Raw genomic sequence first — 8,935 nt, forward strand, 5'->3', positions numbered from 1 at the left:
GGCCATGCGATCGGCTCGAAGTGGAAAGCCGCAGCGATTGGTGGCTTAGACGGCAGCAAAACGGCGAGCCGGAGGGCTTCTGCCCGTTTTGCTCACAGCCCCGCGGACTGGACGAACAGCGGCTCGATAAGAACGGACACCCGCCGCTCGGGGGCATCGCCGCGCCGTACACGAAGGCCTGCCCGGCGTAGCGCCGGGATAGCCGGTTAAGATCGGCGGCGCCTCGCTTCGGGTCCATCGGGGCCGGGCTGCCCCCCGCCCATAGCACGGGTACGGGTTATGCGAGTCCATGATGAGCATGGGCGCGAGGGTTGTGTTGGAGTTTGCGGAGCTTGGCTCCGCCCTGCAGGCCGGCCCAGCCGTTGACCGCCCACGGTGCCTCACTCGCACGGCCATACCCGGTCTCCAGCCTTCGTGCCCACCTGCTGCGCGGAAGCATCGGAGCGGTGCTTCTGGCACTGCGCGAGGCCGCGATAGTGCTCACAGGGCAGGTGCCGGGCAATATCGCATAGGTCAGCGCACCGGCGGGTCTGGCCCAACTTTACGACCCCAGGGGAGCGCAGCAGCGAAGTTTGCGGTTCCGAAAATCATGTGCCCGCTTCGGTTTTCGTGCCTGTTGCACGTGCCCGCAGAGCGTACCGGGGCTGTTTCAGCTGGAACAGCCCCTCGGGCGATGGGCCAATGGTGCTCGAAATCGCAAGAGGTATTTCGGATTCGGAAGGAGTTTCGTGAGGAGGCAAGAATACCATCCGCGGACCCGCCGGGGAGGTGGGGCGTTTGCCCTCGGTATCGTGGCGACGCCGCGAACAGGTGGCCGAGCTGCTAAAGCTGCGGGGCTACGTTTCGGTCGAGGATCTCAGTAAGGCCCTCGGTGTCTCGGCTCCGACGATTCGAAAGGATCTGACGGCGCTCGAGCACCAGGGGCTGGCCATGCGGACGCATGGCGGAGCCGTCCTGGTGCCCTTGGTGCGTACCACTGAGGATCTGCCCTTCGCCCGGCGGGCTGACCTGATGCGCGGAGCCAAGGAGCGCATTGGCCGGCTCGTGGCAGACGCCATTGAGGATCACGACACCGTCATTTTCGATGCTAGCTCGACGGTCTGGTTCGCCCTCCCTTTCCTGGCCGGGCGGCGCATCACCCTACTGACCAACGTGGCCGGCGCCATCCTGGACCGAGTGGCGGAGTTCGAGGGCATAACGCTCATCTCGACAGGTGGCCTGCTGCGATCCGACGGCTCGTCGTTCTGCGGGCCTCTGGCCGAGGATGCCATCGCGCAGTTCTGGGCCGACAAGGCGTTCATCTCCCCCCTCGGCATATCGATCAAGCGCGGCTTCACGCATGCCAACCCCCTGGAGGCGCATCTGAGGCGGCGCATAATAGAGGCCACCAACCGGGTCTTCGTCTGCGCGGACCACAGCAAGTTCGGTCATGCTAGGCTGGCCCAGATCGCACCGCTTTCGGCTGCCCACGTCATCCTGACTGATGTTGAGCCCGCCGACATGTTCCGGGAGTTCTTCGATGCACACGGGATTGAGGTGCGGGTTGCTCAATCGCTGGCGACCGACGGACAGGCGGCGCCGGGCTGAGGTAGGCCGGGGGCACGGTCCATGTCGTGGAAAGTCAAGGCTGATTTGATCGCAGGCGCAGTTCGCGCGGGCCTTATCGTTTCGTGCCAGGCGCGCCCGCAAAGCCCGCTTTACAGCCCCCAGGCCATGGCGCTCATGGCGAGAGCAGCGGCCAGCGGGGGAGCTGTGGCTATCCGTGCCGATGGGCCCGAAAGCGTGGCCGCGATCAAGAGTGCCGTAACCCTCCCCGTCTTCGACTGCCACAAGCGGCGCTATCCGGAAAGCGACGTCTACATCATGCCAACGCGGCGGGAGGCGCGGGCCAGTGCCGAGGCCGGAGCCGATGTGCTGGTTGTTGACGGGACGGCTCGGCCCAGGCCCGGCGGTGAGCCGCTGAGGGACCTGGTGTGCTTCATCCATGAGGAACTTGGGCTTCCGGTCATGGGGGATGTCTCGACATTGGAAGAGGGCATCGGGTGCGTTGAGGCCGGGTGCGACTTCATAGCCACGACTCTGTCCGGCTATACGCCCTACAGCCAGCCTCGGGAGGGCCCGGACCTGGATCTGGTCGCAGACCTGGCGACCCGTGTGGACGTACCGGTTATCGCGGAGGGCCGGATTCGAACGCCCGACCAGGCCCTTCTGGCCCTTCGTGCCGGCGCCTGGGCCGTGGTCGTGGGCTCAGCCATCACGGCGCCTGACATCGTCGCGCGCTGGTTCGTGCAACGTCTGAAGGAGGTTCATGCGGGGTGAGTCAGCCCATGACCGTAACGGAGCATCCCGCAGTAGAGCGCTATTTCAGCGCCATCAGGAACCTGGTGTGCCAGATCGAGGGTTCGCAAAACGAGGCGATTCGCCAGGCCGCCCGCATGGTAGCGGACACGGTGCAGCGCAAAGGGGCGGTGTTTGTCTACGATACGGGGCACATGCTGTCGCGCGAACTTGTCGGCAGGGCCGGCGGTCTCGTGCTGTTGCTCCCGCTGCGCGCCGAGTTCCGCGTCGACGGGAGCGTGCCGTTCCGCCGGCCCGGAGCGGCCGCCAGGGTGGCACCCGTCACCCCAGAGATAGGGCTGGCCCAGGCCCGAGCGATCATGGCCGAAGCGGACGTGCGGGCAGGGGACCTGGTTTTCGTGGGGTCGGTCTCTGGGCGGCAGGTGCTTCCGGTGGAACTCTCCCTCATCGCCAAGCAGCGGGGCGCGTTGGTGGTGGCCGTCACGAGCCGCGCGTACAGCACGAGCGTCCGGTCCAACCACCCGTCAGGTAAGCGATTGATGGAGGTGGCGGATCTCGTGCTCGATCACGGCGCCCCGCCCGGGGATGCTATGCTGCAAATCCCGGGCATCGATGCACCCATGGCGCCCGCGTCAGGAATCGGCGCGGCAGTGGTGATGTGGGCCGTTGTCCTGGCGTCGGCCGAAGAGCTGGCGAGGCGGGGCATAAGTCCGAGTGTCTACCGGAGCATCAACCTGGATGATTCTGACAGCCACAACCGGGAAGCGCTTCGACTGTTCGAAGAGCGAGGGTATTGAGCCGGGGCGGGTTCGCTGGACCTGAAGCCGAAGGTGACCGAAAGGAGGCATTCCGTGCCGTACTTTCCGCAGGGGTCCTCGGAGATGAACGGGTTGCGCCACGTCATTTTGACCGGGTTCCGTGCAGGACAGCCGGTGGACGAAGAGGATCTGCTGTACGACCTGGTTCACCTGGATGCCGGTGGCAGACCAGATAGCTGGCTTTTCGATACGGCAGTGGTGATAGGCCAGCCTTCATCCGGCAATGCGATCGGGGCTGACGTAAACCGCGGCACGACGATGTCAGGTGAAGGAGATTTCTACGCGATCCCGGTCCCCAACCCTTCCAACCGACGTGACTGGGAAGAAATCGTTGAGGCTTTGTTCCGACCGGGAGGATGGCTGGCGGTCAGGGAAGGACTCATAGCTGGCCTTTCCGATGCGCTCGGGCCGCCACCCAGCCCCATGAACGTCATTATCGGGTTACCCTACCCGGCGATCACCCAGTCCATGTTCGGCAAGCTCCCGGGAGGCACGCGCAATCTCAATTTCTCCGTGCTGGGCCAGAACCTCACTCGGGCGACCGCCGACCGGCTCGAGGCCGAGGTTTGGATGGTCGAGCAGATTCATGGAGCTTGGAAGAAGGCGAACCTGCGGCACCAGCGCCTCCTTGGCTTTTATTGGGTGTTCGAGACCGTTTACAGAGGCTGGGATGTCGACGACCACTACCTCCTCAAGGAACTTAGGCGATACGTCAGCGGCCTCGGATTGAAGATGTTCTGGATACCGTTCTGGTCTTCGTACAACGTGCACCTGCTCGACAACTATCGGGACTACTACTTCGACCTCGCTTTCCTGCAGCCAAATTACATGTTCTACAAGACGCTGACCGGAGTCGGGCTGAGGCCGGCCGCGGAGGCAGCGCGCCAACGGCACGCCGGGATCGAAATCGAGTACTACCTGAAGCTCGACGAGCCCGTGGCTATCGAAAGCGAACGCCATCAGCGCTTCAGGGAGTACCTGGATGGCGGGGTCGAGTTCGGTTACATGACGGAGGCGGCCTGCGCCTACTTCATCGGCGGGGGAGGGGTACGGGCCCTCTTTCGATCCCCTGATCCACGTGAGCGAGCCTTCTATGAAGACATCTACCGTTTCGTAAAGGGCACCTACCGGCGCCGATGACGGGGACATCCCCTCTCCCCTGAAAGAAGCGGGGGTGACGGTTGGGCGGGACAAGTCAGAAGAGCCGAAGCTCCACGTTGACTACTCGTTGGGCGAGCAGCCCAAAGGAGGCGAGCGATGATGAGACGGGCAGCCTGGGGTTTGCGGGTGCTCGTGGCTTGCGCGGTGTTGCTGGCGCTCACGGGTCCGCTTTCAGAGGCCAAGACGACCACTCTCGAATTCTGGACGATTTCGTTGCGGCCAATGTTCGATGACTACATCAACGGCCTGATCCGTGAGTACGAGAAGGCGAATCCTGGGATACGGATCGAGTGGAAGGACTTTCCCATCACCGTTATCACTCAGAAGCTGACAGCGGCCATTGCAGGTGGCGTGGCGCCGGATGTCGTCAACCTGAACACTGGCATGGCATTGAGTCTTGCAGAACGTCGGGCCCTGGTCAATATCGGGAAGGAGTTTCCTCAGTACCAGGACACATACTTCGAAGGCCTCTGGAACTCGGCGAGGCTGAACGACGGGGTCTATGCCTTTCCGTGGTACGTGGTCACGCACGTGGTGATTTACAACAAGGACATCTTCGCAAGGGCGGGCCTGGACCCCAACAAGCCCCCTTCCACGTGGGAGGAAGTCGAGGCATACGCCAGGCAGATCAAGGCAAAGACCGGGCTGTACGGTTGGATGCCGTTCATCAACTTTGTGACCGACCTCATCGAGATGCGAGTTGCTCTGACTGACGAAACCCGAAAACGCGCGACATTCAACACGCCCGAGGCGGTGGCCAGGCTCCAGTGGTACCGGACGCTAATGGAGGACGACATCATCCCGAGAGAGTCGCTCCAGGCGGGCTATGCTGGAGCACTGGACCGGTACATGGCAGGCAAGGTCGGTATGATCGTGACGGGGCCTCAGTTCCTGAGCCGGGTCAAGGCCAACGCTCCTGACATCTACAAGGTTACCGGGGTCGGACCGTATCCCATGTTCAAGGGAGGTGCCATCGCCGCACCGCTCATGAACCTGACCATTCCCGGAGCGAGCAAGAACTGGGCGGAGGCGGCCAAGTTCGCCGCATACGTGACCGGCGACGAGGCACAGCTCGCCTTCTGCAAGATCGTCACTATCCTCCCGTCGACGAAGAAAGCCGCTGCCGACCCATTCTTTACCCAGACGGACGACACTGTGGAAAGCGTGGCCAGGATGTACGCTGCCCGACAGATGCAGTACGCCGTGGAAGGAGATCTTACTCTTCCTCACTCCGCGGACCTGGCTGGAAAGCTGGGTGCAGCCGTAGAAGCGGTTGTGTACGGCGAGAAGGGTGCGAAGGAGGCACTCGACCAAGCGGCGGCGGAATGGAACAAGATCCTGGCCAAGGAGCGCTGATAACTGGAACGGCGGGGCTGCGCGCTTGTAAGCGAGTGGCCCCGCCCCTTCACCACAGGATGTCAATGGGAGAGTTCTGAATGCCAATCGACCGTCCGCTGTTGCTCCAGAAGAGTGCTTCTTTGATGGGCCGAATGCAGCCGGCTGTTTCCCCGCGCGTGCGACGCTATCTGATCGCGTATACCTTTCTCACCCCCGCTCTCGCGCTATTGATGGTCTTCACGTTTTACCCCATTGTCATGGGCCTCGTGATGATGTTCTACGATTATACGTTCCTTGAGCCCATGCGGTTTGTTGGGCTTGGCAACTTCGAGAGGGCTTTTCACGACCCGGACTTCTTGATCAGCCTGCTCCATTCCATCCAGTATGTCATAGTAGTACCACCCATCCAGATCTTGTCCATCCTGGTCGCGATTCTCGTCAACAGGCGACTCTTCGGGATCAGCTTCTTCCGGACCACCTATTACGTCCCTGTGGTGACGTCCATGGTTGCCGTGGCCATTACCTGGAAATGGCTGTATGACAGCCACGGGCTGCTCAACTACATCCTTCAGGCGCTTCACCTCGTTGACAAACCCGTCTACTGGCTGACCAGCAAGGAACTGGCCATGCCCAGCGTGATGATGGTGACGTTGTGGAAGGGCATTGGGTGGTACATGCTCATTTACCTGGCCGGCCTGCAGTCCGTTCCGGCGGAGCTCGAGGAGGCCGCAGCCATCGACGGCGCATCGCGCTGGCAGGTTTTCTCGAAGGTAACGGTACCGCTGCTGCGGCCCTACGTTCTGTTTTGCACGTTCATGTCAATTCTTGGGGCCCTTCAGGTCTTTGAGGAGATCTACGTCATGACCGGCGGTGGCCCGATGAAGGCCACTCTGACCGTTTCGGTGTACCAATTCTACAAGGCGTTCGGTGACTACGATTTCGGGTACGCGGCCGCGGTCGGCATGGTCGTGGCGCTACTGGTGGCGATCTTCAATCTGGGGATGTTCCGGACCCTGGCGAAAGGCGGGCTTCGGTATTACTGATGACCGAGGCGAATACGGTGGTGCGACGGCGGCGGGCAGTACGGTCAGTGTGGCGCAGGGTGAAGCTTTTCATGGTGTACTTTGCCCTGCTTGCCCTGGCACTGTTCGCCATGGGGCCATTCCTGTGGCTGCTTTCGACCTCGCTCAAAACGGTGGGCAACGTGTACGCCTTTCCACCGCAGATCATTCCGTGGCCTGTCTCCTTTGAGAACTACGTGGGGGTATGGAAGGCCCTACACCTGGAGAAGTACGTCATCAACACACTGCACATCACGGCGGTGGGAGTGGTCGGCACCCTGCTCATATCGGCACTCGCTGCGTATCCGCTGGCGAGGATGCATTTCCCCGGTCGAGAGGTCGTTTTTGTCGCGCTGCTGAGCACGTTTGTGCTTCCAAATCCGGGAGGCCTGATCATCAACTTCCTAACCCTTCAGAAGATGCAGCTGATCAACACACTTTCTGCTGTATACCTGCCGTCGCTGGCGACACCTTTCGGCATCTTCCTGCTCCGGCAGGCGTATCTGGCCATCCCTGCCGAACTCGAAGACGCAGCCCGCATCGACGGGGCCGGGGAGTTGACCGTATGGTGGCGAATCAGCCTTCCCCTCATCAAGCCGAGCGTCGCCACACTGGCTATCTTCAACTTCATGGGCTACTGGAACAGCTTCCTCTGGCCTCTCATCGTGCTGCAAGATCCCGACAAGTATCCGATTGCTGTAGCCCTTCAGTACTTACAGGGAATGTTTTGGGACAATTTCCGACTTGTCGCGGCGGGCACCATGTTTTCCATGGTGCCCGTTCTGGTCGTCTTTTTCTCCATGCAGCGCTACTTCATCAGCGGAGTCGTGGGCGCATTGAAGTGAGGCGCTCGAAGGCGGTCCGCCACGCAAGGGAGTAGCCAGTAGAGGGGAGAGATGACCCGGATGATGACCAAGGCCATGCGAGTACGGCCCGGAGCGGTCCTACTCTTCGTGTCAGCGCTTCTGGTGGGGCTCTGCTCCTGGGTGTCCGGTGCTTCTGAGGCCGAAGCTCCCGTGGCCATCGTCGTCAGCGAAGCGAGCCGCGCTTACTACGATGGCCAGGGGTGGGTGGGTGCGTATGACCGCATCGTGAACTCCATGAAGCTCTCGCTGGAGGAGGCAGGCATCCGGTACAACCTCTTGTCGACCGACGACGTGGTATCGGGCAAGCTCCAGGGTTACAGGGTGGCGTCGCTGATGACGAACGCGTCCATGTCCAGACCCGAGGTCGTGGCGATCCGACGGTTCGTTCAGGCTGGGGGCAAAATCCTCGGTGCCTACGAAGTATCGCAGCTGGATGAACGGCAGCAGCCAGCGGGGGATGCCCAGCTGGGAGAGATCTTCGGCATCAAGGTGATCGGCTGGGATCGGGGCAAGTACGACTACATACGGGCCCTGGATCGTTCTCATCCCATCTTTGCTGGGCTTCCTGAGTTCATCGCAACGGCACGCTCCATGACCTTTGTCGTGGAACCGATACGCGGCGGCAAGGCCATCGGAGCGTGGTACCGTGCCGATCGTCAAACTCCGTCCCGGCCCCACCCCCAGGATGCCGCCGTTGTGATCACGGAGTCATCGGTCTACGTGGGCGAGAACATCTTCGATCGGGCCAACGACGACCCCATGCTGAGGTTTCTCATCGCAAACATGATCCGCTATCTCCTGGGTGTCTCACCTCCTGTAAGCGACTTTCGGACCGAGCGGGCAGAAAGGGAACTGAAGGAGGCGGAAGCGGCGCTGGAAGCGGCTCAATCAGCCTACCGGGCGATTCCCGTAGAGGCGGTGAAGGAGGCGATGATACAGGCCCAGCTGGAGCTGGGTGAGGCAAGGAAGGCATTTCAAGCCGGCAACGAGGAAGAAGGGGCGAAGAGGTCCGAGGCAGCTATGGAAAAGGCCAGAGTAGCACGCTTGAAGACCATGGAATCCCCCTCAGTGGAGTTGCGTGCCATCTGGGTCGACTATCAGTCGATACAACAAGCCGCGAACAGGCAAGGTGTGGCCAGCCTGATGGACAAGATCGCGCAGGCCGGGTTCAACGCCATCTATCCGGAGGTCTTCTATCAGGGCGGCAGCATCTACCCGAGCCAGGTGGCGTACCAGCACGAGGAGTACCGTTCATGGACAGAGGATCCCATGCAGGTCATCGTGGAAGAAGCGCACAAGCGCGGCCTGGCCGTCTACCCATGGGTTTGGGCTTTTTGCGCCGGTTTCGGTAAGCCCGGACCCGTGCTCGAGAAGCACCCGGAGTGGGCGGAAC

The 8,935-nt window shown here is 61.8% G+C and carries 9 protein-coding genes; all 9 read left to right on the plus strand.

The genetic code is table 11. The annotated features are described in order from the left end of the window. On the plus strand, positions 1-191 hold a 191-nt coding region (locus AB1609_09570), incomplete at its 5' end, for a hypothetical protein (GenBank protein MEW6046711.1). Positions 192-777: 586 nt separating this feature from the next. Next, positions 778-1,587 (plus strand): DeoR/GlpR family DNA-binding transcription regulator, encoded by an 810-nt coding sequence (locus tag AB1609_09575; GenBank protein ID MEW6046712.1) that lies wholly within the window; start codon positions 778-780, stop codon positions 1,585-1,587. 21 nt (positions 1,588-1,608) lie between these two features. Then, positions 1,609-2,319, plus strand: coding sequence for an N-acetylmannosamine-6-phosphate 2-epimerase (locus AB1609_09580; protein MEW6046713.1), 711 nt, complete (start codon positions 1,609-1,611; stop codon positions 2,317-2,319). Further along, the gene (locus tag AB1609_09585) at positions 2,316-3,095 is read left to right on the plus strand and encodes a sugar isomerase domain-containing protein (GenBank protein MEW6046714.1); all 780 of its coding nucleotides are present in this window, start codon (positions 2,316-2,318) and stop codon (positions 3,093-3,095) included. The genes AB1609_09580 and AB1609_09585 overlap by 4 nt, the downstream gene beginning before the upstream one ends. Positions 3,096-3,149: 54 nt before the next feature. After that, a complete protein-coding gene (locus AB1609_09590; GenBank protein ID MEW6046715.1) occupies positions 3,150-4,256 on the plus strand; it encodes a DUF4855 domain-containing protein in 1,107 nt (368 codons plus the stop codon). 147 nt (positions 4,257-4,403) lie between these two features. Beyond that, positions 4,404-5,633 carry an extracellular solute-binding protein gene (locus AB1609_09595; GenBank protein ID MEW6046716.1) on the plus strand — a complete coding sequence of 410 codons (1,230 nt, stop codon included), beginning with the start codon at positions 4,404-4,406 and terminating at the stop codon, positions 5,631-5,633. 158 nt (positions 5,634-5,791) lie between these two features. After that, the gene (locus tag AB1609_09600; protein ID MEW6046717.1) at positions 5,792-6,658 is read left to right on the plus strand and encodes a sugar ABC transporter permease; all 867 of its coding nucleotides are present in this window, start codon (positions 5,792-5,794) and stop codon (positions 6,656-6,658) included. A gap of 59 nt (positions 6,659-6,717) precedes the next feature. Then, the gene (locus tag AB1609_09605) at positions 6,718-7,521 is read left to right on the plus strand and encodes a carbohydrate ABC transporter permease (GenBank protein MEW6046718.1); all 804 of its coding nucleotides are present in this window, start codon (positions 6,718-6,720) and stop codon (positions 7,519-7,521) included. Positions 7,522-7,572: 51 nt separating this feature from the next. Then, on the plus strand, positions 7,573-8,935 hold a 1,363-nt coding region (locus AB1609_09610), incomplete at its 3' end, for a family 10 glycosylhydrolase (protein MEW6046719.1).

The sequence above is a fragment of the Bacillota bacterium genome (assembly GCA_040754675.1).
Taxonomy (GTDB): Bacteria; Bacillota; Limnochordia; order Limnochordales; family Geochordaceae; genus Geochorda.